The following is a 26,221-nucleotide window of genomic DNA, read 5'->3' as shown; positions in this document are numbered from 1 at the left end:
TTGGAAACGGCGTAATGAAATCATTGGATCAATTGGTGAAAGGCAATCGTCGTATTCGCGTCGCCGGATTTGACGATGCGCCTTTTGCGCGGCGGAGAGGATCGCCCGTCAACGTGGCGGGAATCATCTGCGCAGATGGTGAATTTGAAGGCATGCTCTGGGGAACGGCGACCAAAGACGGCGATGACGCCACGGACTGCCTGATCGCTATGCTGATGAATAGCAAGTTTTATGATCAGGTCGGCGTCGTGCTGACGGATGGCGTGGCCATCGGCGGATTTAATGTCATTGATCTGCCGAGGTTATGCGAAAGCGTGCAGCGTCCCTGCATTGCGGTCATGCGCAAGCACCCAGATCTGCCGGCTATAGACAAGGCGCTGCGCAACTTTGACGACTATGAACGACGACGTGACCTGATTCGGGCGGCGGGAACCATTTTCAATAACGACTTCTGTCACTATCAGGTGGCGGGCTGCGACCAGGAAACCGCCAGCAAAGCCCTGGCGAGACTGACCACCAAAGGCCGAGTGCCGGAGGCTTTGAGGCTGGCTCATATTATCGGCTCGGCGGTGATAACCGGCGAAAGCGGTCGGAGGGCCTGAAGCCAATGAACAATGCTGTGACGCAATGGTTCGGTGACGCATTCTCGCTCCTACACCCACTGCTGCAACAACTGCACCGCGAAGGAGGAACGCTGACTGGACGAGTGCAGGTTGAATACGGGCCGGGGATAGCGGGTTGGATTGGACGTCGTATCGCGGCGAAGACTGGCGCCCCGCAGACGACAGGAATGGTCGGTTTTTGTGTTGAAATTCGTCATACGGGCGATGCGTTAGTGTGGAGTCGCACCTTTGAATCCGGCGCACAGATGCGCTCGCTGTTTCGCCCCCATGGCGCGTTTCCTGACGGTTACTGGAGTGAATCCACCGGCGGTGTAGAGCTGCATTTGGGTGTGGATATCCGCGATGGCGGCTGGCGCTGGGTCCCGCGACGCTGCAAAGTGCGCGGAGTCTCCTTGCCTTTATGGCTGGTTCCACGGACGGACGCCTATAAAACCATAGTGGGCGACCAGTACCGGTTTGCCGTGACCCTGAGCCTTCCCGTGTTGGGAAAACTAATGAGCTATTCTGGAGACCTGCGTCTGAGCGGGATGTAAACGGTCCACGTAAGCCTCTGTCTCACGCGGCGCTGATACGTCACTATTTGCTGTCTTAATACGCTCTTAATCCCGCCTTTTTTAAGCTCTCCCGCAATGAGACCGGTCGCAGCATGGGCTGTGGCGGAGAATATCGTTGTGGGAGGCGAGAATGGAGAATTTGCAGGCGCGTTTTGATGCGGTGGGTGTCTGGCTGGAATTGATTGACTTGAGTTTGCTTGCCGCGCTGTGCGTCGTGGCGGCGGGCTTGTGCTGGGATATGGCGCGAAAGCGATGGGGACCTTTACGTGAGAAGCTCGCCAATATCGCTGTCGCCATCGGTAATACTCTGTTGGAGAGAACGTTGTATGGCGCGGTCTTTCTGATTGCGCTTTGGCTGGTGGAGCCGCTGGCTTTGTGGCGTATTCCGATAAATGGCTGGACCTGGGCGCTGGCGCTTCTGGCGGCGGACTTGAGTTACTATTGGATGCACCGAATCGAACACAAGGTCAGGATTTTCTGGACCATTCATAGCGTGCATCATTCTTCGGAGCGCTTTGACTTCAGTACATCCTTGCGGCTTTCCTGGCTGGAGGGCCCGGTAGAGTGGATCTTTCTGGTTCCCATGATGTTGCTCGGGTTTGACTTGGCGCAGACGATGGTGGCGTTTTTGGCTGTTGTGGCTTACCAATCCTGGGTTCATACGGAAAAAGTGGGAACGCTGGGCTGGCTGGATCGGGTCTTCAATACGCCGTCTGCGCACCGGGTCCATCATGGCTCTCATCATCCCTATCTGGATAAAAACTTCGGCGGCGTGCTGATGCTTTGGGATCGCCTGTTCGGGACTTATCAGGCTGAGATCTCGCCGGTGCGTTATGGTTTGACTGAGCCATTGGCGTCCCGCAACCCCTTTGTAGTGGTGTTTCATGAGGCGGCGGCGTTATATTCGGATTGCCGAGCCGCGCTGTCATGGCGGGATCGGCTACAGTTTTTGATTAAGCCCCCTGGCTGGAAACCGGACTCCCATGCGCATACTGATCATTGAAGACGACCGTCACCTAGCGGCGGCCATCGCCGACTATCTTGAGCTGCAGCAGGCGGAGTGCGACTTCGCCTTCAATGGGGCTGTCGGTTTGCAGCGTGCGGCGCAGGACCGGTTCGACGCCATCATTCTGGATTTGATGTTGCCGAAAATGAACGGCTTTGACCTGTGCCTGGAACTGCGGCGTCAGGGGATATATACGCCAGTGTTGATGCTGACCGCTTGCGATACGGATGAAGAACAACTGCAGGGGTTTCGCAGTGGCGTTGACGACTATGTCGCCAAGCCCTGTGCGATGCCGTTGCTGTGGGCGCGTTTACAGGCGCTGGCGAGACGCGCGTCGAAGCAGGGTGAGGCATTGCGAGTGGGGCCGTTAGAGTTGCGTCTGGGGGAACATCGCGTCACCCGAGAAGGGCAAGAGCTAAAACTGACGCCAACCGGCTGGAGGCTGTTGGTGACGCTGATGCGACGCAGTCCTGACGTCGTTTCCCGAGAGCAGCTGGAAGCCGCCGCCTGGCCCGGTGAAGACGTCGATCCGGGCAATTTCAACGTCCAGCTTCATCAGCTACGTAAAGCCGTGGATAAGCCCTTTGCGCAGGCGTTGATACATACCGTTGTCGGCGTCGGCGTATGCATTCGGGAAGACGGCGCCTGAGCATCCCTGCTCGGCGCATCATAGTCGGGAACTGATCAAGGGTTGTTGCGGGCGTCCCAACTGCCGCTTGGTCCGATCATTCTTGAACGGCAGAATACGCAGTGAATCTTGTTGTAGCGATAACCGTTGCTGTCGAGCATGTCGAGAGCGTGCTTGAGATTGACGCCGCCCATCAGTTTCCGATTGCGTACGGTCAGTACGTCAAACTTGGGGAACGGGTTGGGACAGAGGCGCTGCACTTCCGCCATCATTCGCGCGTCGCCGCTGTTCAGGGCATCCTGGCGTAAAGTGATGAATGTGCGGTTGCTGTCTATATCCCGACTGATGCTGTCGTAGGTCTCTCCGGTATCATCCCCCTGGTATTTGCTCAGGCTGTAATTTCTGACTTTTGTATTGGGGTGCAGATGTTGCAAAAACTTGGTTTTACCGCTGATGACGGAACTCAGGCCCGGGTCCAGCAATGCTTGAGTGTGGGGGCCGTAGAAATAAAGCTGGGTCCATTCCGGCACGCCGATCCAGCCTCCCAGGCCGGGAATGTTGCGCGCCCAGCCAGTCTGCTTGCCGAAATCAGGGCGGGAAATATAGCCCCCATGGGAGGTGATAAGCAGGTTTTCCGCTATCATGCCGGTGGCGTCAGTGAATAAATACAGTTTGTCGCCTAATGGGATTTTCTTCGCCATATATAGTCCTGAAGTGTCGTTGAGAAAGCATTATAAAGATGAATGTTAAAAACCGTCTGTTGTTGGCATGTAACAATAAAATCTGCAGTGTCCTTTGCATAATTAGTATGCTTAATGGATTTGATAATCAGATCCTAAAAAAGTTCCATAAAGGGGATTTCCTTTGAACGACGCTTTAAACAAAAAAACCGGCGGCGACCATGCTCATATTGGAGGTTCAGTGCAGGATTTGAATGAACTTATTGTCGGTATCACGGCCACGGAAATAGATTCGCCTTCCTTGGGCGTTACTGACCAGGTTTTAGCCAGTCATAAAGTTGCGCCGAAGCCAATAAGAATAGATATGAATGCGCAAATGGATTGCTGTAATGTCTATTATTCTTTAGTAGATGAATCTTATTATTTTGTGCTTGCCTTGAAGCAGGAGGCTGAGCAATGGCGAGTTAATTGGGCATATATTGAGCCTCATGTCAGGGTAAGATTAATCATTCAATCCTCCTCGATAACACCTGACAAAATATCCTCTTTTATTGGGCTAAACCCAACGCAAAGTTATTTGCAAGGGGAGAAACGAAATAAATCTGTAAATTCCGTCTATCGTCAACATGGATGGGCGTTTGAATTGGATAAAGACACTCCGGCTTCCCTGGAGCAAAAGCTGGATAAATTAATATCCGTCATCGATGAAAAAAGAGAAAGTCTACGCACTTTCGGAGAGTCAGCGAATATTAGGGTCATGGTGTGGTATGACGGCTACAAAGACTGGATGGGAGGGGTATCTCTGTCAGCGGAGCAGATGGCTTTGCTGGGGGAAATAGGAGCCGGTCTGGAGATTGATATACATGCGTCGGGTCCGGATTGGCCGGACCCTTAGCGTCTAGGCGTCAGCCGTCTTTCTGCAATGTTCGGGGCTGACGCGTTGGGGCTGATGCGGTGATAGGAGCGAAACCTATCGATGAGGGCGGGGAGCTACTTCTAAATGATTGTAATAGAAAACATTAGGTTCATTTTTCCAAGTGGCTTCCTCCGTACCTCTCAATACTGCGCCGGATGTATAAACTTTACAAAGTTTATTTAGTCCATCAAACTTCTTTGTATTAAGCCTGTCCACATAGCCGCCTACGGCATTTACTTTTACACATTGATTTGTTTGCGTTCCGATAATAACGGCCCCAGTAATATTCTGTCTTTTGATTTCAGCTGCGATATCCAGATTTGTTTCGGGGTTGAACATACTAATGTGCGGCTTCTTAACCACTGTAGCGCCGCGCACGCAATAGTCTCTCCATGTTCTTACTCCCACCGGCGGAGCTCCGCCAATGACGATAGGTTGCGCTCCTTGTCCGAGCGCCGCGTGATCAATTTCTATTAAGTAAATGGGCATGCGCAAAGTTTGCGCTTTAGTTATAGTCGCCAATAGTGAGGCATGATTCCTGGGCGCCTGTCCTCCTTGTTCATCTATGACAAATAATGCGAGTTTCTTTCTGCCTTTTTTAACTTCATTGTTCATGGCTTCATGTAAAGAAATGGTGTTGATAATGGTCATTATAGTATCCTTGTTCCTTTGTGGATTATGATTCTGATTGGTCGAAACGGGATGATGTTCAGTTTAAATAATTATTAGAGTTGTCGGTGTTCAGTTGGGTTTGACGTCGACTTATTTGCAAAGGCGTCAAATAATTGGATAACACCTCAAAAAATAGGTATAAATACCTGATCTCTTTGGCTTATTAATAATGAGAATGATTAACAGGTATTGTTTGAAGCAATATAGTCTCCAGAGAATGACATGATGTTTAACTCATACAGGGAAAGACCTCGCACTCGCGCCAGGACATTGGCTCGAAGTCTCAGGGATCAATTGCGCTGGATGGGAGCCGGGTTGCTTTTGGGGTGCCTCACTCTGGCTTTTATCTCTTCCTGGAACAATATGGACTGGGCAGGCGATACGCTGATGAAACTGGAGGCGCAGGCTCTGTTGCGGCAGTCCCTGCGAGAGGGAGGCGCTCAGCAAACGAGTGATGGGTATTTGAGTCTCTATCAAAGCTGGGCGGCGGTGCCAGAGCAAGTACGATCGCAATTTGGCTCTGAACCGGCCCGCGATGGCGAAGTACTGGAAGCGGTGGTTAAAAATGCAGGAGAAGAGGCGTTTTTATATTTGCTGCCGTTTCAGACTGAAACGGGAGAGCGCCGGTATTTATTAAGTCGCCATAACCGCGCGGATATTGAAACGCTGGGAGAGGAGTTTTTCAGCGCCGCATTGATGCACTCATTGCTCACCACCCTGGCTGTATTCGGCTTACTGTTTGCGCTGTTTTTCTGGCTGATACGACGAGCCACCCAGCCCATCGCCACGCTCAGCGCCTGGGCGCAAACCCTGGGAACCCAGGCGCGGGTGGATGCGCCGAATTTTGAAATCGAAGAACTCAATCAACTGGCGCAGCGAATGCAAGAGGGCGTCGCCCGTATAGAGGCCTTCAATGAACGCGAAAAACAGTTTCTGAAGCACGCCAGCCACGAGATGAGAACCCCTCTGGCGATTATCCAGGCCAGCCTGGACACTTTGGAATTGCAAACCGGCGAGGCGGGTAAGGCGTCGCTGCGGCGAGCGCAATTGGCGGGGGCGAATATGGCGCTGCTGTCCAGTGCGCTGCTATGGCTGGCGCGGGAGTCCCCGCAAGCGTTAAAGAGAGAGCGGGTGACTCTGGATACGTTTTTCCAGGCGATCATTGAAGATCACCGATATTTGCTGACGGGCAGGGATGTTGCGGTGCGACTGGAGCTGAGCTCAGACATCATCAAAATTGAAAAAAGCCTGTTGCACATCGTTTCGGCGAATCTTGTTCGCAATGCCTTCCAGCATTCCTCCGAGGGTGAGATTGTCGTGATCACAGACTCTGAGGGGCTGCGTTTGACGAACCCGATTAATCCTGAAGACGCTGACGCCAATGTAGAAGGGTTTGGTCTGGGGCTGGAGCTGGTGCGGCGCATCTGCGACAAGCTGCAATGGCGTTTTTCTGTCGACCTGACAGGGGATGGGGCGCAAGTAAACGTGATTTGGTCGCCGACATCGCACTCTTAAGACGATCTTAAGGTCGCGCCGGATTTAATGTAGCGGACTTCACAATAGGTTAGGGAGAGAAGATGAAAGTTGTGGCGGGTCTGCTGGTTGCGTTTGTTTTGGCCGCTGTGGCGGTATTGGGGATATTGGACCAACATAGCCTGAAATATGCGCAAAGAAGCGATTTTACTTTTTCCTATGGCGGCGAGCAGCTGGGTGCGACCCTGCTGACGCCGGAAGGAGACGGCCCCTATCCTGTGCTCGCGTTTGTGCATGGCGATGGCCCGGTGGACCGTTTCGCCAATGGCGGCTACGTGGCTATCATGAACCGCCTGCTGGAGCGCGGGGTGGCTTGCCTGAGTTGGGATAAACAGGGCGTTGGCGAGTCCAGCGGCGATTGGCTGTCGCAAAGCATGCCTGAGCGAGCGGATGAAGTGAAAGCGGGCATAGCTGCGCTGCGAGGGCAGGCAGGTGTTGATATCAGCGCGGTCGGCGTCATTGCCTTCTCGCAAGGGGGCTGGGTGCTGTCGGAATTAGCGAAAGGCGCAGAAGGAGGGGCGGACGTCGATTTTATGGTGGCGGTTGGCGTCGCCGTCAATTGGCGCAGGCAGTCGCTTTACTTGCAGCGCCAACGCATGCTGGGCGAGGGATATAGCGAAGAACAAATCACGACGGCGCTGGCGTTCAGTGAAAAATCGGACCGCTATCTCTCGCAGAATCATCTCACCTATGACCAGTATCTGACGTGGCTGCGCAATAGCGCCCCGCCAGCCGGCGTATTAACTGAGCCCATGTCCCCTGAACGCTACCGCTTCGTCATGCGCAACATGCAGTCTGACATGAGTGCGGGGCTGGTCCGAGTCAAGGTTCCTTTTCTGGGGCTATTCGGCGAGAAAGATCGTAATGTGGATGTTCAGGAGAGCATCCAGACAATAGACGGCGCTTTTCAGTCCTCAAGCTGGCGGGATTACCAATTGAAGCTGTTTCCTGGCGCGACGCATAGTCTGTTAGAGGCGAAATACTTTGACTTCCAAACGCCTGCGGAGTGGACGGCATCTGCTGAAGCGATGTTTCTAATACTGGGGCCAGACGCCTTTGTAGAAGGCTTTCTTGACGCATTGGGCGATTGGGTGATCGCCACGTCGAAGGACGCGGAGAAAAAAACGGTTCCTTAGAATTTCGGGGAGATTGGATATGGCTGACATTAAGGGCTCTTGTTTATGCGGAGCGGTGAAATTCCAGATCGAAGGTGAAATCAAGGCGCTGACCTACTGCCATTGCAGCCTGTGTCGCAAGGCGCATGGTTCAGCCTTTGGCGCCTATATTGTGACCGGCAAGGACAGTTTTGTAGTGTTGGAAGGCGTTGAGAGCCTGCGTGGTTATCGCTCGTCCTCCCATGTCAGCCGGACCTTCTGTGGCGACTGTGGATCGAATATTCAATTTATCCGCGATGGGCGGGATGACATTGGCGTCGCCGCCGGCGTTTTGGACGACGATCCCGGCGTAAAGCCTTCCAGGCAGATCTATTGTGATTCGAAAGCGCCCTGGCATCCGTTGCAGGAAGAGATCCCGCATTTCGCACAAAGGTCCTGAAACGCGAAATTGACGCCAAAGGGTTAACACGAGGCTGACCCGAACGCGGATATGGGGTAGGGTATCGGGCTTGGTCGGCGCGTCCCGTTTGCATTGAACGACGCGCTGAAGTCCGCTTTGCAATTCAGTCAGGTATCCAATGAGCCATTCGAGCAGTTCTATAGACGTCCATTCCATTGTTTATTTCTATCAAGGCGCGCCTGTCGATGCCGACGATATCCCGGCCGGGGCCGAATACACCTGCTTTCTGCTCAATGACGAAGAAGTTACTGAGTACATGATGTTCTGTGAGCACAACACAGTATTTCGTATTCTTGGACCTGCTGATGATGGTGATTACGCCGCCAGAGCGGTGGCGATATGGGAGCATGCGTCCACGCTGGAGAACGGGCCGGAAATCAGCCCTGACGTAGTCGTCACAGTAGAAATTCCCGATGAAACCTTCCCACACAATATCCCCATCGGCGAATTGGAAGCGTATAAGGTTCATGCGGAATACCGTGTCGACGTGAATCTGGAAACTGGCGAAGCGGCGCTCAAACCGAACCCTGATAATGCTTTTCGTATGGAGGTCACTGACCGCGGCCCCCATCCTATCCCGGTGAAACATGTTTTCTTCAATCAAGATAAAGACATACTGGGCATAGAGTATCCCTTGCTGGGGTTTGATGAGAAATATGGCTTTAGCGGCCCGTTTTCCTTTGTGGAGCTTTCCGAGCAAGGTATTCAGGCCATGCGCTCTATTGAAGGTGAGGACGATGATTGGGATGAGGACGGACAGGTTATTTTTCCGGTGGACTGTCAGGCGCAACTGGAGGAAGTCCTGCGATTCGTTACCCCGGAGCTGGTCGCCTTTGTTGATCTCGAAGGCGTTCCCATTGAGCATGATCAAATCATGGAGCATTCCGACTATCGACGTCACTGGTTCCATAACGATCAGACATTGGCGATGAGCGAGCTGATCGCGGCGCGGGGCATCGCCCATACAGAAATCATCAATGTGCCGCAGAAACTGCATCAACAAACGTTGCATGCCTATCTGCGCCGGATTCACGCCAGTAAGGAAGCCATTTCTCTGGATGGCCTGAGAGCGACCCATTACGTCGTGCTTTACGAGCCGTTGTCACAGGAATCAACTGCTGCGGTTCCACTGGAGGCCGGGCAGTCCAAGCTGCACAGCTCTGTCTATACGTTGAAAGGCGTGCAGGTGGTGTCTGAATGTATGGTGTTTGACGCCGAAGGACGCCCTATCAAAAAGATGAGTTTTGGCCGACCTGGCGAGAAGACGCTGATGTATGAAGAAATCTTCAAATTCGATGAAAACGGCCAGCCGGTGGATTCGGAAGTTATTCACCACGATTTCAGTTAAGGCGAGGCGGCTTTTTCGCTCTCTTCTTCGCTGACGGCTTGCGGCAGTCGATAGGCGCCGCGCCGCGAGTCCTCCAGATAGCGGTCGAGCAGACCGCTTTCTTTCAGTTGTCGCAGACCTTCATTGAATTGTTTGACGCGCTCCTTGTTCACCGGCAGGGCGCGTGTCAGTATCAGATGATAGGTGGTGCTGTTGTAAACATGGGGAGAAATGGTCAGCTGCGCTACGTCTTCCGGCGGGAACAGCTCATATAGCAAGGCATAGCCTGCGTCTTTGTCGGACGGAAAGACGTCAATTCTTTTACGCAGTAGTTTGGTGAAATTAATCTCATCGCTGGACACTCGTTCAATTTGCACCCCTTCCGTGCCTTCAAACTGGTAGGAGTAACCCAGGGTGCCGCCAACCCGGTAGTGCTTCAGGTCGGTGAAGCTGCTCCAGGTGAAATCCGAATCCACGCGGTGAAAAAACACCGACTCGCCCATAACCACCGGCTGGCTGAAGTAAAACTGCGCTTCCCGGTCGACGGAGGGACTCCATAGCAGGCTGCCGTCCAGATTTCCCGACAACGCTTCCGCATAGGCGCGTTTCCAGGAGTCAAAGAAGACGTACTGCACGTTCACGCCCACGATGCCGAAAGCTTCCGTAACAATATGGCTGGCCACGCCATAATGCTTGAGCGTTTTCGATTGATAGGGGGGCCACTCGCCATTGGCCAGGCGTACGGTGACGCCGGCGGCGAAGGTGAGGGCGACGGACGACAATAGCGTGAGCGCGACGACGCTAATGGCGGCCCAGTGGCGACAACATTGACCCGCTTTTTTCCATTTTTCGCTGCAGCATCTGACGAAGAGGCGTTTCGCCATGTCAGGGGTCGTTCCTGACCTGCTCGGTCGGGCTGATATAGCTGTCCAGAATCTCTTGTAAGCGTCCATCTTTCTGCATTTTGGTGATGCCTGTGTCCATCAGCGCCTTGAGATATTCTCCCTCTGGAGTGCGGGGAAACATCATGTGATAGCCCTGCGGAGGAGAGTTGGGTATGGGGGTGTACTGCATCCCCGGCGTGGCGATTAAATCCAGGCCTTTATGGGCGAAGCCCTGCATGATTTCGTAATCGGCGGTAATCAGGTCTACTTTACCGCTACGCAACTTCAGGAACAGGTGGTCATAGGTTACGGAGTCAGTATCCATCGAGTCGCCAGGGTGTTCCAGATAGGTGTAATTGTAGCCGGAGAGTCCGCCGATGACGTAAGTGTCCAGCAGCCTTTTTTCCATTTCGCCCAGGCCATCGGGAAATCGCTGTTGCAGGTAAAAAAAGTAAAGGTGCGTCCAATAATAGGGAAGGGAGTACAGGTACTGTTTGCTGCGCTCCTCGGTATAGGACGCATTGAGCAGCATGTCGAATTGCCGCGCTTTTCTGACTTCCAGCAAACAGCGCTTCCAGGAAGGAAGTTCAATGGAATACTTGATATGGTTGCTTTCCAAAATCTCCCGCGCCACATCCACTGCGTAACCGGCAATCTCCTTCTTACCGTTCTCCACTCGATAAAACGTATAGGGCGGCCATTCTCCTGCGTCGTCGCAAATCCTCACGAAGGACAGCTCCGTCTCCGCCGCATAGACGTCCTGAACGATAAGCAGCCATAACAGCGCAAGTACAAACCGGGTAAATCGGCGCCGCATGTATAGTTGAAGTCTCTATCGATGAGAGTAACTGTATTAAAGATAGTGCATGCGGAAACAGTCTACAAAGTGGCGGGACGACAGGCATAGCGATGTCAGGACGAATTATTGATTGACAAATAGTGGCTCAGAGCCTTTAATTGTTTTGGTGGCTTTGAGCCACTATTTAACATTAAGGAAGAGGTCACAGATGTTCAGATATATAAAAACCGAACCCACCACCTACATCATGCAATTCAACAAAGGGAAGCTTAAGCGGGAAGGCGCGGGGCTGGGCTTCTTTTACTTTGCGCCGACGACATCATTGGTTTCGATTCCCATTGGCTCGGCGGACTTGCCTTTCATATTCAAGGAAAGCACCAGCGACTTTCAGGAAGTTACTGTGCAGGGGCAGGTGGTTTACCGTGTAAAGAGCCCCAAAATTCTGGCGGCGACCATGAACTTCACCCTGGCTGATAACGGCAAATCCTATGTTTCGGACGCGCCGAAGAAGCTGCCGGCGCGCGTTCTCAACCTGCTGCAATCCATTACTCGCAACAGCATCCAGAGTCTGTCCTTGAAAGACAGCCTGCTGGCTTCGGAAACATTGGCCGCGACCCTCGCCAGCGCGCTTGATTCCGCCCCCGTGCTGGAGAAACTGGGGGTGGAAATCCTGGATGTCTCCATTCTGGCGATTAAACCCAATCCGGAAACCGCCCGCGCGCTTGAAGCCACGGTGCGCGAGCAGATGATGAAGGATGCGGACGAAGCGGCCTATACGCGCCGTAACGCAGCCATTGAGCAGGAGCGTAAGATCAAGGAAAACGAGCTGGAGACGGAAATCTCCGTCGAACAGAAGAAGCAGCAGGTCAAGGAAGCGGAAATGGACGCTCGCATGGCGGTGCAACGCAAAACTCAGGAACTGCAGCGGGAAGTGCTGGAGAACGAAATCGAGCAAGAGAACAAACGTCAGGAACTGGTGGCGGTCAGCGCGGAGAACAGCCGTAAGGAAGCGGATGTGAAAGCCTATGCAATAGCCGCCAGCATGAAAGCCATGGCGGAAGTGGATAACCGTATTCTGGAGGCGATCACCAACAGCTCGATGAATCCTGAGCAGCTAATCGCCCAGGCCTTCCGCCAGTTGGCGACTGGCGCTGATAAAATTGGTCAGTTGAACATCAGTCCGGATCTGATGCGTGAGCTGCTGGGTAAAAAACGATGAGTGAACGCGCTACGGAAACCAAACTGATTCTGGTGAAACGCCGAACGCGGCTGGAGGAGCTGGCCTGGCGGCATAACACTGAAGAACAGGCGCGCTTTTACATTGAGAGCCGGGGCGAGGACTTTGACGTCTACATCCATGAGGACCAAAGCTATCGCGCGTCATTGGCCGCTGTAGAAACGACGTTGTCACGCATAGGACGCGTACAGACCCTTGATCGAGATTTCCTTAGCAATTTTATCTTCGGCGCCCAGGATGTGGTGGTCGTGCTCGGACAAGACGGACTGGTGGCGAATACGCTGAAGTATTTGCATGGTCAACCCGTTGTGGCGGTCAACCCTGATCCCGCCCGCATCGACGGCGTATTGCTGCCATTCCAGGTGGCGGACCTGGATGCGGTGCTGAGGGAGCTGCTAAAAGCGAAGCGGCCGATCAAACTGGTGTCCATGGCGGAAGCCAGCCTCAACGATGGCCAGACCATGGTGGCGGTGAACGATTTCTTTATCGGGCCGAAAAACCATACCTCGTTACGCTACGAAATCGATTTTCGCGAAGCTTCGGAAATGCACAGCTCAAGCGGCGTGATCGTCTCCACGGGGCTAGGTTCCACAGGATGGATGCGCAGCGTCATCGCTGGCTCCCTGGGTTTGGCGCGAGCCCGCGGCGCGCAAGGCGACAGCGTGGACGCCTATCAACCACTCTCATGGGATGCGCAAAAGCTGCTGTTCTCCGTCCGTGAGCCTTTCCCCAGCAATACGACGCAAACTGAACTGGTGTTTGGAGAAATAACCGACGGGGAAGCGCTGACTATCAAATCCCGCGTTCCGGAAAACGGCGTTATTTTCAGTGACGGCATGATCGGCGACGCCATCGAGTTCAACAGCGGCGCAGTAGTTAACATTAGTTTGTCGCAACGATATGGTTCAATTGTTCATTGATAAAATGGTTTGAGCCGTAACGGATACCTGTAAATACAAGGAAAAGAGCTATGGAGCCCTATGAAAGCTGGCAAAAAGAACAATACAGTCGCAAAGTTTCGGCGTCTCACGTCTTTGGCGAGCACCTGTTTAACAAAGTTCGAAAAGAAGCGTTACATAGCATGCGATCGTATGAGAGCGACAGAGACCGCGAGTTAGTGGAGGAGACGGTGGATGCGACGCTTTACGCCATGATGCAGTTGCTTGATGGGATTTTCCTTAACGTAATTGATGAGAAGCACCAGGCTGAATATGCGCTGATTCAGCGTGTGCGTGACGATGAGGGCGTGTTGCTGGAAGAAAGTGAACTGGCGCCAGACGGCGAGGGGCTTTGTATGGGATTCCAGGGTTGGCGTGAAGGGGATTTTGGTTGAATGAAAAATTCCTGAGCCGAGCTGCCTGCGGAAGCCTGAATCTTGACTACACTTTTAAAGTCTAAGCCCCGTTGAATTGATTTGCGACGCAAGCATCCGCGAAAAGGGAGTATTTCATGAGGGAAGCGCATCCTGCCACCGCTATTGACCGTTTCTTCGCCCAGTTGACTCTGAGACAAAAATTCCTGGGACTCAGTGTGGTCATCATGATCATGTTTATCGCGTCCAGTTGGTATAACGCCAGCCTGACCCGTGAATCGCAACGTGACGCTCTGCGCGAGAGCGCAATGAATATGGTGGAGGCGGCCCTTCATAACCTGAAGCAGTATAAAGCGCAGCACCCGGACGAATTGAATCAGTATATTGGCGAGATGCTTGGCGGCCTGCGCTGGGGAGAGTCCCTGGACGGCTATGTTTACGCCTTCTCCGTCGACCAGAAGTTTGTCGCGTTCCCCCCTAAACCGGAATGGGTGGGGGAGCCAGTTCCTAACATTGACCTTAATGAAGGCGGGCGCTTTGGCGATGTGGCGTCGCAATGGTTTCGCGCTGGCAAGTCCGGATTTGTAACCTACCAATGGCGTAAACCGGGAAAAGACGAGCTGGTCGATAAGACCACTTACATCGAACCCTGGCCCGAGCAGGGCTGGATTATCGCTTCGGGGATATACCTTGACGATGCGGATGAGCTGTATCAGGAGACATTGACCCGCCTGGTTTGGGTCAGCATTGGCGTGCTGGTCGTCATGTTCGCCGCATCGCATTTTGTTGTTAATGCCATGCAGCGCAGTTTTTCAAGAGTGGTGGCGGCGATGGAGAATCTGGCGCGGGGCAACCTGACTTTTCATCTGGACTGTATCGGGCGCGATGAGGTGTCCCACATCAGTCGCGCCATTGAATCCACCCGGCGCTCCTTGGCGGATCTGATCGGAAAGCAGATGGAGATCAGTCGCTCTTTGTCGGACGAGTCAAAAGAGCTTTCCTCCCGTATGGCGACGGCTAAACGGGCGATAGACGATGAATCTTCTCAGCTTGAGCAATTGTCGTCCGCCATGGAAGAGATGGCGGCGACGGTGAGGGAAGTAGCGGAGCACGCCAGCACGACCTCGGCCGCAACCCAGGCCACCAATGAACGCGCGGCTACCGGTAATGAGTTGGTGGGGGATGCAGTTAACGTCATCAATAATCTGTCACGCAATCTTGATAATTGTTCTAAAGCGGTGACGGACATCGCCAATCAGGTGGATACGATTTCTTCCGTCACCGATAGCATTGAGAGTATTGCGGAACAAACCAATCTGCTGGCGCTTAACGCCGCGATTGAGGCGGCGAGAGCGGGAGAAAGTGGACGCGGTTTTGCGGTTGTGGCTGATGAAGTGCGGCAACTGGCGATGCGCTCCCGGGACGCCACGGGTGAAATAAACGGCACCATAGAGGCGTTGAAGAAGCAGGTGCGGGACGCAGTTGAACTGATGAGCGCCAGTGTCGAAGTGGCGGAAACCGGCTCTTCCAAAGTGGGCGAGTCAGGAGAAATGTTTGACGGCATCGTGACGGAAATGGGGGAAATCACCAACCGTAGCCTGCAAATCGCCACTGCGGCGGAACAGCAGGGCAGCGTGGCCGGAGAGATGACCGCTAACCTCGCTCATGTGCGGGACGCGGTCAGAGATACCGAGCAGGTAGTGAGCAAATTGTTTGATTCTTCCAAAAATCTCAGCAACCGGGCGGCGCAATTGAAAGAGATGGTTTCTAATTTTAAGGTGGCTTGAGAAACAATTTTAAACAATCGGCGGATAACCTATTGTTGCTATTCGTGATATACAATCCTGTAAAGGTCCTGGCAAGCATACAGGGAGTAACGACCGATGAGAGGCCGTCATAGTTTGTCGGATCAATAATTAGAATAAAGAAAAGTTGGGTTAAGCTCACATGGAGGGCAGTGCATGGGCTTACACTTGCACAGTTTAAAATATGCGGCTGGCGTCTCCCATTCATCCTTATTATTGTCGCCACTGGCATTGGCGTTAAGCGTTGGGTTGGGAAACGGCCTGTTCTGTTTTTTGATCGACGACGTGATCGGACGGGACTTCACTTACTATCACCTGTTTCGCCTGGGGCCCAGCCTGATGCTGAGCCTGGCGATCATCGCCTGGATCGCGCGTTTTCATACGGTGAGCGGTAAGGGCGCGCTGGAAATCAGCGGTAAAATATTTCTTGGATGGGCCACCGCTTTGTTCATGGGCGAAACGTCTATGGAAGTCTCTGTCACGCTGAAGTGGGCCGGCATCGCGGTTGGCGCGCTGATTGGCGGTGGATGCGTCTATTGGGCGTTTCATCCTTATCTGAAGAATACGCCTCCCTTGCACGATGCGCTGGTCAAACTGACCTCCATCACCCTACTGGGCGTCGCCTGCGTCATGCTGCTGTTTGAAGTCATGGAAAATGACGCGATCCAAAACTGGCCCCCTCTGCTGAGGCGCCTGCTCGGCAACACTATCCTGTTCACCCCATGGACTTATATCGTGCTGATATGCGCCGGTGGTTGGCTGGTCAAGGAGGGTGGGAATAGTCAAAGGGGTTGAGGGAGTAATCTCTTTGGTATATTCATAGGGGGGGAGGGTATGGCATATAGTTGGTGCCTGTATATCTAACTCACCTCTGTTTTAAGGAAGAATTATGCCTGCTTCTACCACTTTACCTGAACATATACAATCTTATATTAGGCGAAGCTTGATTGATCGTGAATATATTGTGGGGGGCGGGGCAGATAAAAATGATGCACTTAGCCATGTTGTAGGTTCTACAAACTTGGTTAAAGTTGATATTATAGACAGGTTTAACTTGTATAATTCTAGTGATAGGGAAGTATATTATCGAGGGCATGAAGAAGAAAAGGAGTTGTTGGAGGAAATAGTTAGGGACTGGAAGTCATATAAGTTTAATAATCTTCGCCTAACGGGACATAGCTGGGGGTGGCCAGGCTGTAATGAATATTACCCAAAAATTGTTTGTCAAAGGAGTACCTGTAAAGGAGCTAATTACACTTGACCCTGTTTCAATGCTCCCATTAGCAAGGCCACAGGCTGAGAAATGGGTTAATGTCTACATTCGTCAATCTATTTTGGATAATACTATAGGGAAGCTTCCTTTAGTAAATCAAGTTGTCAGCAGTGTTGCTTCGCTTCCCACTTTATTAACAGCAAATGGGCGAGCAGGTGGCTATATAGCCAACATAGGTAGTCAGTTGGGGCATGAAAATGGCGCGTATAATTATGAAATGGATGTCTCACATGCAAATGCAGGAGAAATGTATAAAAAAGCATTATCTTTGTTGGAGAAAGCACCAACAAGTCCCAAAGCTATGGGGGTTCGATAGTGAAGAAAATAGTGTTTCTTGTTGTATGCTTTTCATTATTTGGTTGTGCTGGGTCAGTCAATATCAGTCAGCAGGAAATTCGGCATGTAAACATTTCTACCAGTGATGGAATGGATCTTCCTCATAGCTTGGTGGTGCTGTTTGAGTCTGACCAGAAGCAGGTTCTTGAAAGCGCCCCTGTTTTAAGGTCGGATTTTACCCTGTATAGCGCTCAAAACGAGAAAGTTCTCAGTGGTACGAGCTTGGTGAGCTATTACTTAGGTCACGTAAAGGCTATCGTAAACACCCAACCGGGCAGTGAGTACAAGTATGCTACGGTTCTGGTAAAAAATTACAGGGTAAGAGGGCGTTTGTCTGGTAGTCATGAGGAACAGTCTGTAGACATTCGCAAACAGCCTTTTTCCTATATGACATTGTCCATTGCCGCACCGAGTGTCGGACTGCCCAAATCCTTGGTGTCCAACACTATACGGCTATCAAAAGAGGAAATTCTCGCCGCACTTGAACACGATGGAGAGAAACTTTCTTATACGCCATAGAGGCCTCAAAACAGCGAGAGCTGTTCCCCAATATTGTTATTTTTAGGATCTTTCAGTCTGACTCCCATGCCCAACAGGCGCACGGGCTTTTTCTGGCGCGCCCAGGCGGCGCTCATGAGGCGCAGGTAGTCGGGAAGGCTTCGCCATTGGCCGCTGTAACCCGGTAGAAGTTCTTCAAGGGTGGTCTGAGTGAAGTCAGCGAATTTGACTTTGACGAAGCGCTTACTGACCAGGTAGGCGTCACTGATGCGATTGAAGCGCTCCAGTAGCTCTTCGAACAAAGGCTCGCAATGATCGAGAATAGCGTCGAGATTCTGCAGATCGCGATCATAGGTATGCTCGACGGACAGGGATTTACGCACCCACTCTGTCTGCACGGGACGATTGTCTACGCCGCGTGACAGGTTGTAGAGGCGTTCGCCGGAGCTGCCGAAGTGGCGCTGCAGATCTTCCTTGGATAGTTGCTGCAAATCGCTGCAAGTGGTGATGCCCAAGGCCTCCATTTTCGCTGCGGTCACTTTGCCGACGCCATTTATTTTGCGAACAGGAAGCTGGGGGATAAAGTCTGTAACGTCTTGTGGCCGGATGACGAAGATGCCGTCGGGCTTATTCCAGTCGCTGGCTATTTTGGCCAGAAACTTGTTCGGGGCGACTCCCGCCGATACGGTCAATTGCAAGTCTTGCTTCACGCGTGCCCGAATTTCTTCGGCTATAAGCGTGGCGCTGCCTTTGCAGGCTTTGCATTCGGATACATCCAGATAGGCTTCATCCAGTGACAGTGGTTCGATCAGGTCGGTGTAGTCGCGAAAAATCTTGTGAATGTCTTTGGATACGCTGCGGTAGACCTCGAAGCGGGGACGAATGAACACTAAATCCGGACAGAGCAGGACGGCTTTCGCTGAGGGCATGGCCGAACGCACGCCGAATGCGCGGGCGTTGTAGTTGCAGGTGGCGATGACGCCGCGCTTGTCAGGGCTTCCGCCCACCGCCACTGGCAGATGCTGCAGTGACGGATTATCGCGGATTTCTACGGAAGCGTAGAATGAGTCAGCGTCAATGTGGATGATTTTTCGCATAAAGCCTGTCTGCAGGCAGCCTCAACGGCGTTAACATGGCCCAAGGATAACGCCTAAGGACTAAGTGAACCAGCCTTTGCGGGCTAACAAACCGAGCTGTAAATCTACTTGCTCAAAGGCGTCAATGCAGGAAGCAGCCTGATCGTTTCCAGCCGCTCCATATCTTCCTGCAGACCTGCAATCAGCCAGCGCTTGAATGTAAGAATGCTGGGGTCGGAGGCGCGCAGTTTCTGATGCACAAAATAATAGCCCCAGCCGCTGTCGTGACTGTGATTGCGAGGCGTGGTCAAAATTCCATTTTTCAGCTCATCCATAATGAACAGCGGGTCCGCCAAGGCGACGCCATGCCCCTGGATGGCGACGGTCACCGGCATATCCAAGGTATCGAATATCAGCCCCGAAGACGGGTCTACGCCAGAAACGGGATTTTTCGCCAACCAATTGCGCCAATCTTCATGAGTGACGGAAGGGTGTAATAGCGGCAAGTTGCGAATAAGGCGGCTCCAGTCATTCCCGTGCTGCTTCAGCAAAGAGGGATGGCATACCGGTACAAGCTGCTCTTCCCGCAGCAGGTTGGCTGAGCCGTTATCCCGGCGGCGTCCGCAATGCAGGACGATGTCGTAGTGATCCAGATCCAGGTCCGCTTCTTTCTCCGCAGACAGCCACATTGTCGTAATTTTCAGCTGGACATCTTTGAGTTCTCGTTGCAGCTGAGGCAGGCGAGGGAACAACCAACGGACGGCGAGGGACGGCGTTACTTGTAGGCGCAAAATGTTTTTCTGATGGGAAGACGCGGCGTCACAGGCTTTGACCAATTGATCAAAAATATCTCCCAGGCTGTGAAAGAGTTTTTCTCCCGCTTCCGTTAATTTGATATGACGCGCCCGTCGCAGAAAAAGAGGCTGCTCAAAATATTCCTCAAGTAATTTTACCTGTTTGCTGACCGCGCCTTGGGTCACATTCAGTTCGTGCGCGGCGATGGAGAAGCTGAGTAGTCTGGCGCTGGCCTCAAAGGCTCTTAGCGCATTTAGCGGCGGTAACTTTCTAGGACGGATTGGCATGAAAAAAACTCATGTATAAAGGCGAATGTTTCGCTTGTTAATATTGCCGCTCCAACCTAATTTAGGCAACAGCTTTGTTAAGGCTCCACTATCGGCAGCCTTTAACTGGCTTCGTTTGGAATGAACATGGACCTGCGGGAAGCAGATTCCAGACGACAGCTTTAATTTATTAAGTGAAACTAACTAACAGGTGTGTGGCGAAGGCTCGTCGTGAGACGTTGCCGAAGAGTGAGCAAGGAAAAATGAGCAGGTTAAGAGAAGTTCTGAAATTATCCCTTCCGTTATCAGCGGCCCAGGTTGCGCAGTCAGCTATGATTTTTTGCGACTCCGTTATGTTTGGGATTTTGGGGGTGGAAGAGTTGGCGGGCGCCGGGTTGGGCGCGGCTATCTTCAACTTCATATTGGTGGTGATCAGCGGTTTGCTCGCAGCGGTCGCTAATGAGGTTGCGTTTCATACCGGCCGCGGCGCGCGGCAGGATATCATTCGTATCGTCAAAGCGGGCCTGATCCTCGTTGTGGTTATCGCCGCCACGGTGGCGCTGGCGATGAAAGTGACGCCTGCGCTTTTGTTAAGCATGGGACAGGAACCACAGGCGGTGGCGTATGCCTCACAATATCTTGGACAGGCCGCCTGGATCAGTTTGCCGGCGTTTACCTTCATGGTGCTGCGGGGACTGGCCGCTGGCATGTCGCGCACGACCTCCATCATGCGCATCAGTCTGGCGGCGGTCGCGCTTAACGTCCCGCTAAGTTATGCGCTGATGACCGGCTGGCGCTTTTTCCCTGAACTGGGCATCGCCGGCGTAGCGATTGGCACGGCGTTGGTGTGCGTCTTCATGTGCGTCATGCTTGTATTGGACTTGAACCGTTATGCGGAAGTCCGCGAAGTGCTGGGCGGCCTGACTAAAATCAAAACCCGTTTGGTGGACTTCAAACCTTTCTATACTTTGGGGCTGCCAATCATGCTGGCCTGGACCATGGAGGCGGGATTGTTCACCGCGGCGACCTTATTGGCGGGCGCTATGGGTGCGGTAGCGTTGGCGGCGCACCAGATTGCCCTACAAGCGGCTTCCATGTCCTTCAATATCTATATCGGATTCGCGCAGGGCGCATCGATCCGGGTAGGGCAGTGTTACGGTGAAGGCCGTATGGGAGAGTTGAAGAGCTACGCCTGGACCGGTCTCTCATTGGGCGGGATATTTTGTCTGGTGTCCGCATTGGTATTTTTATTACTTCCTGAGCAGATTGTGGGTCTTTTTACCCTGGGCGGTGAAGGGGCGTTGGATCAGGATGTCATGACGCTAGGCGTCAGTCTGCTTGCGGTGGCTGCTATTTTCCAGGTAGTGGATGGCGCTCAGGTCATCATGATGACCGCCTTGAGAGCCTTGCGCATGGGAGCGGCTCCGACCTTGATTACAGTGGTTGGATATTGGTTGGTAGGCTTCCCTGTGGCGTGGCTGTTGAAAGGCCAGTGGGGAATAGTCGGCGTCTGGATGGGATTGGGCGTTGGACTTGGATTTACAGCAATATGTCTTACCACACTGTTCAACTGGCGGGTGAACCGAGCGTTAAAAGGAGAATTACGGAAAGAAAACAGTACTTTTGTAACGGCGCCAACTGAGTCCCAATTAACTCACAACTAAGCCAAATGGCCGGCGCGTCAATCGTTCTTTTCCATTAAACTGCCTATAAATTCAATAGGTTGTCGCACCTCTTTAAGCATGAGTTGATATTGGACAGTGCATGACATGCCTGAGGTGCGGCGACCTGTTGTGATTAGAGGCGGTCTTCCTTCTCATTCTTACAAAAACTATATAGTAGTCCGCCCCGAATCCGTTTATATATTGAGGATTAACTTGGTTGTGTTCGTTTTTTGATCGCAACTGGTCGCAGTTTCTCTCGGGGGTATAGTGCAGTTACGCAAGTCCATAAAGTCAGCGCAGCAGTTTGCTTTGATTGGAGGAATCGCTTTGATGTCCCAGACCGCAAGCGCTGAGACGTCATTCTGGTCGCCGATTGTGGAGACGCAGAAAACGCAAGAATTTCCGTATTTCGCTGTCGCGTTAAAAGGCGAAGAGCTTCGCGCCTACCTGAGAGCCGCCCCTCAAGAGGGCGCCGCTGAGGGTCTGTCTTTGACGTTGCCCATGCCGGATCAGCGCTTTGTCTCAGTTGAAGCGTACGACTCGCCGGTTATGGCTCCTGAGCTCGCTGAAAAGTTTCCCAATATCCGAACTTACAAAGTTCATGGCGTGGATATTCCCACCTTGTCAGGCCGCATCGATTATACCGACGCTGGCTTCAAGGCTTTTCTCACCATGGATGGCCGTAGTGTATTGATAGAGCCTGAAAGCCGGTTTTCCGACAGGAAGACGGAGGATCGCTACCGGGTTTTCTTCAAACAAGATCTGCCATATATCCCCAAACCCATTGAGCCGGAAGGCGCGCTCGTACCGGAACAAGCCGGGAATGACGCTGAGCCCCATGAAAAAACGGCGAAATCGGGGTTCTTCTCTCGGATGTGGCGATCTATTAAAAGCTGGTTTTAACCGCCGGTGAACTAGCCAAAGTCCCTGCCTTCAGAGGACAGGCGTCAGAGATTTTTATCAGGTATTTGAGTCGATGAGCATGAATAAAGCAGCATTTTTTGTGGCGTCGCAGTTGGCGCTGGCTATCGCCAGTGTTACCCATGCCCAGTCTCCCGATGGATTGTGGCTGGACATGGCGGGTAAGGCGCAGACGCAGACTGAGTCGGCATTCCATTATCGCGGAATAGCGGCGGATATTGAGCGCCTTAAAGTCTATCTGCAAGACGCCCCCCTTGAAGGCGCGTTAGAAGGTTTGCCGTTTTACTACCCTAAACCTGATGGCGGCTTTATTTTGCTGGAGGCGTTTTACTCGCCTGTCATGGCTCCAGAGTTAGAGGCTAAGTATCCAGAGCTGCGCACCTACAAGGTATTTGGCGTTGAGGACAAAGGCGTCAGCGGGCGTATCGACACTACACCCCGTGGTTTCCACGGTTATGTGAACACCCCTGAAGCCACCATGGTAATCGAGCCGGAATCCAGCTTCAGTGAGACAGACAACGCCAGCCAATATCGTGGCTTTTTCAAAGAGGACATGCCAAGTAAAGAGCCTTTGCAGTGTGAAACGGCGGAGCATGATCATGCTGCTGAGAGTGGCGAATATAGTTATCTGAAAACTCTCGAAATGCCGGTTTTGGCGGAGCGAGTAAGTTTTGGAGACAGCTATAAAGTTTACCGTTTGGCGATGGCTTCCACTGGGGAGTTTTCAGCCTCTGTCAGCAGCGATTCCAGCCATCCATCGGTAGCGGAAACACAGGCGTTTATTGTCTCTGTGGTTAACCGCCTGAATCAGATCTATGAGAAGGAAATTGCAGTTCGCTTTCAGTTGATTGCGAATAATGACAGCATTATTTACACGGATTCGTCGACAGATCCTTACTCGAGCTCCTCTAATATGTTGTCGGAAAACCAATCCAACCTCGACAGCGTTATTGGAACTGCGAACTACGATGTCGGGCATCTTCTCAACCAAGTGGGTGGCGGCCTGGCTTATGTTGGAGTGGTTTGTAGCAGTAATTACAAAGCGCAAGGGCGGACTGGACTTGGAAACCCAGATGGTCGCTTTGAGTACTTCGTAACTGACTTGCTGGCCCATGAGCTTGGACACCAATTTGGCGCAGGTCACACCTTCAATGCGACTAGTGGTGATTGCGGCGGAGGTCGTCGTTCAGCCAGTAGCGCATGGGAAGTTGGGTCTGGTTCAACGATTATGTCTTACTCGGGACTCTGCTCTCCGCAAAACGTGCAGAATAATGCAGATGACTTCTTCCATGGTGGCAGCTTGGAGCAGATTCATAACCACATTATTGGAGGGAGTGGCGCCAGTTGTGGAACATTGGTGAGCGTAAGCAATACACCACCAACAGTTGATGCGGGGGTTAATCGCACAATTCCGGCCAGCACTCCGTTTATGCTGACTGCTGCGGCATCAGATGTTGATTCAGGCGATCTTGCGGGCTTGACCTATACATGGGAGCAGAAGGACCTTGGCGGCTCCACCGCTGACGCTGAGCAAATGGCGACAGACGATGGCTCTCGCCCATTGTTTAGATCTTTTCAGGGTACGACATCGCCTACGCGCTACTTTCCAAAACTGGATACCATACTTTCTGGAGATTTGACGGGATCTTTTGGCGAAGCGCTTCCGACAAGAGACAGGGATCTAAACTTCAGGGTCACGGTCAGGTCGGGCGATTTTGGCGTGAACCAGGACGACGTCAAGTTAACGGTTGATGGCGACTCAGGGCCATTTAAAGTAACGGCCCCAGGCGCAGGCACATATACCGGTGGACAGCAGATGGATGTGTCCTGGAATGTGGCGAACACAAATCTGGCGCCAGTCAGTTGCAGCCAGGTGGATATCGAATTATCGAAAGACGGCGGCTCCACGTTCACAACGATGATTAAAGCCGGCGCGTCCAACGATGGATTCGAAAGAGTGGTTGCTCCCAACACGGACACCGCAAATGGACGGATTCGGGTGAAGTGCAGCGACAACGTGTTCTTTAACGTTTCCCCTGACAAATTCTCTCTGGTTTCTGTGAATACGTCAGGGAATATTTCCGTCAGCGCGATCAGTGCGGACCAAGTTGAAGGGAACAGCGGTCAGACTGCTTTTACTTTCCAAGTTTCCCGTCAGTACGCGATTGTCGATATGACAGTGGATTACAGCGTAGCAGGGTCGGGCGCTAATCAAGCCAATGCGACCGACTTTGGCGGCGCATTGCCTTCTGGATCAGTGAGTTTGTCCGCGGGTGAGTTCAGCAAGACATTTACGATTAATGTTTCTGGCGATACGACATTTGAGACGGATGAGTCTTTCACGCTGACAATAAGCAATCCATCTTCTGGAATTCTCGGCCAGGCGACGGCTTCAGGTGTTATCGCAAACGATGATGAAGAGCCGACTGGTGGCGACGACTCAGGTGGTAGCGACTCAGGTGGTGGCGACTCAGGTGGTGGCGACTCAGGTGGTGGCGACTCAGGTGGTGGCGACTCAGGTGGTGGCGACTCAGGTGGTGGCGACTCCGGCGGTGGCGGCGCAGTTTGGCTGATGCTGGCGGCGCTGGGTTGGTTGCGGTTTAAATTTCCTCGTAAATAACGCCGGTCATAAGTTAAGAAGGTGAGCGTTACGCTCACCTTCTTTTAAAATATCTGTCGATGACTCAGGTCGATAAATCTGGGTTCAACTTTCCTCCTTCCTTTGTTCGCCTGTCGCTTTCTCCTCAAATCGAGTGAGGGGAATCCAAAACCGGTAAAGCATGTCTTCATAGCTGGGGAGCTTCTTGAATGCTTCGTAGTTTTCTTTCATCAGGCGCAGCCGCAATTCCGAGGCTTTCGCATTTCTGATGAAGAACAGCAAACACAATGCAGTCATAATCAATATGGCTCCGGTCAGGCTTAATAACAGCATGGGCCTCCCTTTGCTATTCCTCTATATTCCCTTGGTAACTTTGTCCGCATCGCCGGTTTTGTCGCTTTTGGCTTTTTGTCCAACCTTTACATTTTTCTTTAGAGTTTGAGTGGATGATTTACCTTGTCTGCTTCGTTTCGATGAAACCTTTAGAACGCCGTCGGTCAGAACCTGCAATTGCCATTGTCGCGGCTCAGGCACCGAGTCTCCCCACTCATAAACAGCCTGGGTGGTGATTCCTAACGTTTTGGCGACGTTCGCCACCGAACCGAAGTAAGCAAGTACTTCCGCTTTCGTCATAGCTGCCTCCTTACATCGCGCGTTATACAAGCATAATTGCTTTAATAAAGCAAGCATATTTGTAGCAAGGCGGGTTACAATGCGGCAAACTACAAAGCTGGCTTGCATATGTCTGTAACCGAAAGAATCGAACAACTACTACTCGAAAGGGGCGTTCATCGCCGTCAGGTAAAGCGGAAGATCTCTAACGCTTGCGGAGTCCGTTATGAAACTGTACGTCAGTGGTTTAACGGTACGATTGCTGAAGTAGGCGCCAATTACCTTTTGATTATCGCTGACAAATGGGACGCCAACTTTGATTGGCTCTACACTGGCAAGGGCTCAATGGAAAAGCCCAAGATCAGTGAAGAGGCCGCTTCTTATCTGCCCGAGGAAAAAAGGGCATGGTTGGAATTGTTCGATAACACCTCTGACGTTGAGCGCGCGTACATGCTTAACGAGTTGAAACGGTTCCGTAAGTCTATTCAAAATCCATATGAAGGGTTGGAGCCGGCCTCATTCTCAAAAAAGGAAGAAAAAGTTAAAAGCTGATAACTTATTGGCTTTTAACTGAAAGTTGTACTTCCGTCCAAGTCTCTGACTGGCTTTCACATCGGAGAGTCAGTTTCT

The 26,221-nt window shown here is 52.3% G+C and carries 28 protein-coding genes; 20 read left to right on the top strand and 8 right to left on the bottom strand.

All coding sequences use genetic code 11. The annotated features are described in order from the left end of the window. Positions 1–14: 14 nt before the first annotated feature. The 4 genes from ACQYWX_RS20055 (at position 15) to ACQYWX_RS20040 (ending at position 2,832) form a co-directional block, all read left to right on the top strand. Entirely contained in the window at positions 15–602 is a 588-nt protein-coding gene (locus ACQYWX_RS20055) for a DUF99 family protein (protein ID WP_431686109.1), read from the top strand. Positions 603–607: 5 nt separating this feature from the next. Beyond that, positions 608–1,156 (top strand): DUF4166 domain-containing protein, encoded by a 549-nt coding sequence (locus ACQYWX_RS20050; protein ID WP_431686108.1) that lies wholly within the window; start codon positions 608–610, stop codon positions 1,154–1,156. A gap of 151 nt (positions 1,157–1,307) precedes the next feature. Next, complete coding sequence (locus ACQYWX_RS20045) at positions 1,308–2,180, top strand: sterol desaturase family protein (RefSeq protein ID WP_431686107.1); 873 nt, start codon at positions 1,308–1,310, stop codon at positions 2,178–2,180. After that, positions 2,161–2,832, top strand: coding sequence for a response regulator transcription factor (locus ACQYWX_RS20040; protein WP_431686106.1), 672 nt, complete (start codon positions 2,161–2,163; stop codon positions 2,830–2,832). Before ACQYWX_RS20045 ends, ACQYWX_RS20040 begins: the two co-directional genes overlap by 20 nt. 35 nt (positions 2,833–2,867) lie before the next feature. Here the strand turns inward: ACQYWX_RS20040 and ACQYWX_RS20035 are convergent, their stop codons facing one another. Continuing rightward, on the bottom strand, positions 2,868–3,512 hold the full coding sequence (locus ACQYWX_RS20035) for a putative adhesin (RefSeq protein WP_431686105.1): 645 nt from the start codon (positions 3,510–3,512) through the stop codon (positions 2,868–2,870). A gap of 163 nt (positions 3,513–3,675) precedes the next feature. Between ACQYWX_RS20035 and ACQYWX_RS20030 the strand changes: the two genes are divergently transcribed. Further along, positions 3,676–4,386, top strand: coding sequence for a DUF4279 domain-containing protein (locus ACQYWX_RS20030; RefSeq protein WP_431686104.1), 711 nt, complete (start codon positions 3,676–3,678; stop codon positions 4,384–4,386). A gap of 75 nt (positions 4,387–4,461) precedes the next feature. Here the strand turns inward: ACQYWX_RS20030 and ACQYWX_RS20025 are convergent, their stop codons facing one another. Beyond that, complete coding sequence (locus ACQYWX_RS20025; protein WP_216739646.1) at positions 4,462–5,058, bottom strand: isochorismatase family protein; 597 nt, start codon at positions 5,056–5,058, stop codon at positions 4,462–4,464. Positions 5,059–5,301: 243 nt separating this feature from the next. On the opposite strand from ACQYWX_RS20025, the gene ACQYWX_RS20020 reads away from it, so the two are divergent. The 4 genes from ACQYWX_RS20020 (at position 5,302) to ACQYWX_RS20005 (ending at position 9,535) form a co-directional block, all read left to right on the top strand. Then, positions 5,302–6,594, top strand: coding sequence for a sensor histidine kinase (locus tag ACQYWX_RS20020; protein ID WP_431686103.1), 1,293 nt, complete (start codon positions 5,302–5,304; stop codon positions 6,592–6,594). Between the two features lie 62 nt (positions 6,595–6,656). Next, a complete protein-coding gene (locus ACQYWX_RS20015) occupies positions 6,657–7,748 on the top strand; it encodes an alpha/beta hydrolase family protein (protein WP_431686102.1) in 1,092 nt (363 codons plus the stop codon). A 19-nt stretch (positions 7,749–7,767) separates the two neighbouring features. Next, positions 7,768–8,166, top strand: a complete 399-nt coding sequence (locus tag ACQYWX_RS20010; protein ID WP_431686101.1) for a GFA family protein — start codon at positions 7,768–7,770, stop codon at positions 8,164–8,166. Between the two features lie 139 nt (positions 8,167–8,305). Then, positions 8,306–9,535: a hypothetical protein gene (locus tag ACQYWX_RS20005; RefSeq protein WP_431686100.1), complete on the top strand. Its 1,230-nt coding sequence runs from the start codon at positions 8,306–8,308 to the stop codon at positions 9,533–9,535. Here ACQYWX_RS20005 and ACQYWX_RS20000 read toward each other — a convergent pair. Next, positions 9,532–10,398 carry a substrate-binding periplasmic protein gene (locus tag ACQYWX_RS20000; RefSeq protein ID WP_431686099.1) on the bottom strand — a complete coding sequence of 289 codons (867 nt, stop codon included), beginning with the start codon at positions 10,396–10,398 and terminating at the stop codon, positions 9,532–9,534. The two genes, ACQYWX_RS20005 and ACQYWX_RS20000, sit on opposite strands and share 4 nt — an antisense overlap. A gap of 1 nt (position 10,399) precedes the next feature. Continuing rightward, positions 10,400–11,215 carry a substrate-binding periplasmic protein gene (locus tag ACQYWX_RS19995; RefSeq protein ID WP_431686098.1) on the bottom strand — a complete coding sequence of 272 codons (816 nt, stop codon included), beginning with the start codon at positions 11,213–11,215 and terminating at the stop codon, positions 10,400–10,402. Positions 11,216–11,405: 190 nt separating this feature from the next. Here ACQYWX_RS19995 and ACQYWX_RS19990 point away from each other — a divergent pair, with 190 nt between their 5' ends. From ACQYWX_RS19990 to ACQYWX_RS19960, 7 genes are all read left to right on the top strand, one after another. Then, a complete protein-coding gene (locus ACQYWX_RS19990; RefSeq protein WP_431686097.1) occupies positions 11,406–12,416 on the top strand; it encodes an SPFH domain-containing protein in 1,011 nt (336 codons plus the stop codon). After that, positions 12,413–13,354 (top strand): sugar kinase, encoded by a 942-nt coding sequence (locus ACQYWX_RS19985; RefSeq protein WP_431686096.1) that lies wholly within the window; start codon positions 12,413–12,415, stop codon positions 13,352–13,354. Before ACQYWX_RS19990 ends, ACQYWX_RS19985 begins: the two co-directional genes overlap by 4 nt. Before the next feature lie 50 nt (positions 13,355–13,404). Then, positions 13,405–13,767 (top strand): hypothetical protein, encoded by a 363-nt coding sequence (locus ACQYWX_RS19980; RefSeq protein ID WP_431686095.1) that lies wholly within the window; start codon positions 13,405–13,407, stop codon positions 13,765–13,767. Between the two features lie 116 nt (positions 13,768–13,883). After that, a complete protein-coding gene (locus ACQYWX_RS19975) occupies positions 13,884–15,533 on the top strand; it encodes a methyl-accepting chemotaxis protein (protein ID WP_216739636.1) in 1,650 nt (549 codons plus the stop codon). 174 nt (positions 15,534–15,707) lie between these two features. Continuing rightward, a complete protein-coding gene (locus ACQYWX_RS19970) occupies positions 15,708–16,346 on the top strand; it encodes a hypothetical protein (protein WP_431686094.1) in 639 nt (212 codons plus the stop codon). Positions 16,347–16,750: 404 nt separating this feature from the next. Next, complete coding sequence (locus ACQYWX_RS19965) at positions 16,751–17,140, top strand: hypothetical protein (protein WP_431686093.1); 390 nt, start codon at positions 16,751–16,753, stop codon at positions 17,138–17,140. Beyond that, positions 17,140–17,679, top strand: coding sequence for a hypothetical protein (locus ACQYWX_RS19960; protein WP_279503024.1), 540 nt, complete (start codon positions 17,140–17,142; stop codon positions 17,677–17,679). The genes ACQYWX_RS19965 and ACQYWX_RS19960 overlap by 1 nt, the downstream gene beginning before the upstream one ends. Before the next feature lie 5 nt (positions 17,680–17,684). Here ACQYWX_RS19960 and dinB read toward each other — a convergent pair whose 3' ends face one another. Further along, positions 17,685–18,755, bottom strand: a complete 1,071-nt coding sequence (gene dinB, locus ACQYWX_RS19955; protein WP_431686092.1) for a DNA polymerase IV — start codon at positions 18,753–18,755, stop codon at positions 17,685–17,687. Between the two features lie 104 nt (positions 18,756–18,859). Beyond that, the gene (locus tag ACQYWX_RS19950; protein ID WP_431686091.1) at positions 18,860–19,816 is read right to left on the bottom strand and encodes a LysR substrate-binding domain-containing protein; all 957 of its coding nucleotides are present in this window, start codon (positions 19,814–19,816) and stop codon (positions 18,860–18,862) included. Between the two features lie 332 nt (positions 19,817–20,148). Between ACQYWX_RS19950 and ACQYWX_RS19945 the strand changes: the two genes are divergently transcribed. The 3 genes from ACQYWX_RS19945 (at position 20,149) to ACQYWX_RS19935 (ending at position 25,000) form a co-directional block, all read left to right on the top strand. Next, positions 20,149–21,459, top strand: a complete 1,311-nt coding sequence (locus ACQYWX_RS19945) for an MATE family efflux transporter (protein ID WP_431686090.1) — start codon at positions 20,149–20,151, stop codon at positions 21,457–21,459. A gap of 330 nt (positions 21,460–21,789) precedes the next feature. Then, positions 21,790–22,362 carry a hypothetical protein gene (locus ACQYWX_RS19940; RefSeq protein ID WP_431686089.1) on the top strand — a complete coding sequence of 191 codons (573 nt, stop codon included), beginning with the start codon at positions 21,790–21,792 and terminating at the stop codon, positions 22,360–22,362. Between the two features lie 79 nt (positions 22,363–22,441). Further along, positions 22,442–25,000: a reprolysin-like metallopeptidase gene (locus ACQYWX_RS19935; RefSeq protein WP_431686088.1), complete on the top strand. Its 2,559-nt coding sequence runs from the start codon at positions 22,442–22,444 to the stop codon at positions 24,998–25,000. A gap of 84 nt (positions 25,001–25,084) precedes the next feature. Here the strand turns inward: ACQYWX_RS19935 and ACQYWX_RS19930 are convergent, their stop codons facing one another. Continuing rightward, on the bottom strand, positions 25,085–25,312 hold the full coding sequence (locus tag ACQYWX_RS19930; RefSeq protein WP_011398090.1) for a hypothetical protein: 228 nt from the start codon (positions 25,310–25,312) through the stop codon (positions 25,085–25,087). 21 nt (positions 25,313–25,333) lie between these two features. Next, positions 25,334–25,612, bottom strand: a complete 279-nt coding sequence (locus ACQYWX_RS19925; RefSeq protein ID WP_216739629.1) for a Cro/CI family transcriptional regulator — start codon at positions 25,610–25,612, stop codon at positions 25,334–25,336. A 108-nt stretch (positions 25,613–25,720) separates the two neighbouring features. On the opposite strand from ACQYWX_RS19925, the gene ACQYWX_RS19920 reads away from it, so the two are divergent. Next, on the top strand, positions 25,721–26,143 hold the full coding sequence (locus tag ACQYWX_RS19920) for a transcriptional regulator (RefSeq protein WP_127971876.1): 423 nt from the start codon (positions 25,721–25,723) through the stop codon (positions 26,141–26,143). Positions 26,144–26,221: the final 78 nt, after the last annotated feature.

The sequence above is a fragment of the Hahella sp. NBU794 genome, from assembly GCF_050749805.1.
GTDB lineage: Bacteria > Pseudomonadota > Gammaproteobacteria > Pseudomonadales > Oleiphilaceae > Hahella.
The sequence above is the reverse complement of the archived record's forward strand: the minus strand, read 5'-3'. Positions and strand labels throughout refer to the sequence as shown.

Bases quoted from the DNA above. Each gene is read 5' to 3' on its own strand.
- ACQYWX_RS20040 (WP_431686106.1), top strand. From the start codon at position 2,161: ATGCGCATACTGATCATTGAAGACGACCGTCACCTAGCGGCGGCCATC.
- ACQYWX_RS19930 (WP_011398090.1), bottom strand. From the start codon at position 25,312: ATGCTGTTATTAAGCCTGACCGGAGCCATATTGATTATGACTGCATTG.
- ACQYWX_RS20055 (WP_431686109.1), top strand. From the start codon at position 15: ATGAAATCATTGGATCAATTGGTGAAAGGCAATCGTCGTATTCGCGTC.
- ACQYWX_RS20005 (WP_431686100.1), top strand. From the start codon at position 8,306: ATGAGCCATTCGAGCAGTTCTATAGACGTCCATTCCATTGTTTATTTC.
- ACQYWX_RS19925 (WP_216739629.1), bottom strand. From the start codon at position 25,612: ATGACGAAAGCGGAAGTACTTGCTTACTTCGGTTCGGTGGCGAACGTC.
- ACQYWX_RS19945 (WP_431686090.1), top strand. From the start codon at position 20,149: ATGTTTGGGATTTTGGGGGTGGAAGAGTTGGCGGGCGCCGGGTTGGGC.
- ACQYWX_RS19995 (WP_431686098.1), bottom strand. From the start codon at position 11,215: ATGCGGCGCCGATTTACCCGGTTTGTACTTGCGCTGTTATGGCTGCTT.
- ACQYWX_RS20025 (WP_216739646.1), bottom strand. From the start codon at position 5,058: ATGACCATTATCAACACCATTTCTTTACATGAAGCCATGAACAATGAA.
- ACQYWX_RS19940 (WP_431686089.1), top strand. From the start codon at position 21,790: ATGTCCCAGACCGCAAGCGCTGAGACGTCATTCTGGTCGCCGATTGTG.
- ACQYWX_RS20015 (WP_431686102.1), top strand. From the start codon at position 6,657: ATGAAAGTTGTGGCGGGTCTGCTGGTTGCGTTTGTTTTGGCCGCTGTG.
- ACQYWX_RS19980 (WP_431686095.1), top strand. From the start codon at position 13,405: ATGGAGCCCTATGAAAGCTGGCAAAAAGAACAATACAGTCGCAAAGTT.
- dinB (WP_431686092.1), bottom strand. From the start codon at position 18,755: ATGCGAAAAATCATCCACATTGACGCTGACTCATTCTACGCTTCCGTA.
- ACQYWX_RS20010 (WP_431686101.1), top strand. From the start codon at position 7,768: ATGGCTGACATTAAGGGCTCTTGTTTATGCGGAGCGGTGAAATTCCAG.
- ACQYWX_RS20035 (WP_431686105.1), bottom strand. From the start codon at position 3,512: ATGGCGAAGAAAATCCCATTAGGCGACAAACTGTATTTATTCACTGAC.
- ACQYWX_RS20000 (WP_431686099.1), bottom strand. From the start codon at position 10,398: ATGGCGAAACGCCTCTTCGTCAGATGCTGCAGCGAAAAATGGAAAAAA.
- ACQYWX_RS19935 (WP_431686088.1), top strand. From the start codon at position 22,442: ATGAATAAAGCAGCATTTTTTGTGGCGTCGCAGTTGGCGCTGGCTATC.
- ACQYWX_RS19985 (WP_431686096.1), top strand. From the start codon at position 12,413: ATGAGTGAACGCGCTACGGAAACCAAACTGATTCTGGTGAAACGCCGA.
- ACQYWX_RS19920 (WP_127971876.1), top strand. From the start codon at position 25,721: ATGTCTGTAACCGAAAGAATCGAACAACTACTACTCGAAAGGGGCGTT.
- ACQYWX_RS19975 (WP_216739636.1), top strand. From the start codon at position 13,884: ATGAGGGAAGCGCATCCTGCCACCGCTATTGACCGTTTCTTCGCCCAG.
- ACQYWX_RS20045 (WP_431686107.1), top strand. From the start codon at position 1,308: ATGGAGAATTTGCAGGCGCGTTTTGATGCGGTGGGTGTCTGGCTGGAA.
- ACQYWX_RS19965 (WP_431686093.1), top strand. From the start codon at position 16,751: ATGAATATTACCCAAAAATTGTTTGTCAAAGGAGTACCTGTAAAGGAG.
- ACQYWX_RS20050 (WP_431686108.1), top strand. From the start codon at position 608: ATGAACAATGCTGTGACGCAATGGTTCGGTGACGCATTCTCGCTCCTA.
- ACQYWX_RS20020 (WP_431686103.1), top strand. From the start codon at position 5,302: ATGATGTTTAACTCATACAGGGAAAGACCTCGCACTCGCGCCAGGACA.
- ACQYWX_RS19990 (WP_431686097.1), top strand. From the start codon at position 11,406: ATGTTCAGATATATAAAAACCGAACCCACCACCTACATCATGCAATTC.
- ACQYWX_RS19970 (WP_431686094.1), top strand. From the start codon at position 15,708: ATGGGCTTACACTTGCACAGTTTAAAATATGCGGCTGGCGTCTCCCAT.
- ACQYWX_RS19950 (WP_431686091.1), bottom strand. From the start codon at position 19,816: ATGCCAATCCGTCCTAGAAAGTTACCGCCGCTAAATGCGCTAAGAGCC.